The sequence below is a fragment of the Vibrio sp. 1249-1 genome, from assembly GCF_033340495.1.
Genome location: NZ_JAWOWJ010000516.1, coordinates 1 through 712 on the forward strand (window position 1 = coordinate 1; position 712 = coordinate 712).

Sequence of the window (712 nt, forward strand, 5' to 3'; positions counted from 1 at the left end):
TACCACTAAACCGACAAATCGACGACGATGCTCTTCCCTTTGATTTTCGCGCCAAGGCAATAAGTTAATGCGATACAGCACGCACACCTCCTAACCAATGAATGCCACGGACCGCCAGCCCTGCAGCTGTCGAAAAATGTTGCCAATCAGCCGCTCGTCGCTTGCGTTTCGACACTTTCATTTCAAACAGTCCGAGTGGGTTTAGCAACTCGCACTCCAATGCCAACTGATGCGAGAGCTCTTCTGCCAACATTGGCGTCGATGCCCCCTCGCCCGATAACCAAATGCCTTTGATGTTTTGCGAACCATTGATCGAGGTATAGCGCTGCATTTGACGTTTTACGCGCTCAACCACTTGACGATTGAACTGTTCCGTTTTGGCTTGAGCATCATCAGAGAGTAAGTCTTCTTGTGACGTCCCCATTGAAATACGAGTACCGCACGCAAACTCCTTATGAAACAGTTCGCCTTGCTCGGTAAACATGGTGAATGAACTCGCTAACGAGCCGATGTCTAACAAACAGTATTTGTTTTTTTCAGGAAAACGCTCTGCGGCAAGCTTCCAGATATGACCTAGGCTTTGAGAGTGCACGTCAACCAACACAGGCTTTAAACCAGACTGTTGTAACGCTTCAACTCGGCTTTCAACCACATCTTTGCGCGTAGCGAATACTTGATAACTGTCCGTTCCACGCATCCCTTCTTCCGCACG

At 48.7% G+C, this 712-nt stretch carries 1 protein-coding gene and 1 pseudogene; both read right to left on the reverse strand.

All coding sequences use genetic code 11. The features are described from left to right. Positions 1 to 81 (reverse strand): annotated as a pseudogene (locus tag R7Z50_RS27335) (pilus assembly protein PilN); the annotation flags it as partial. Further along, on the reverse strand, positions 65 to 712 hold a 648-nt coding region (pilM, locus tag R7Z50_RS27340; RefSeq protein WP_318149726.1), incomplete at its 5' end, for a type IV pilus biogenesis protein PilM. The gene pilM and the pseudogene R7Z50_RS27335, both read right to left, overlap by 17 nt.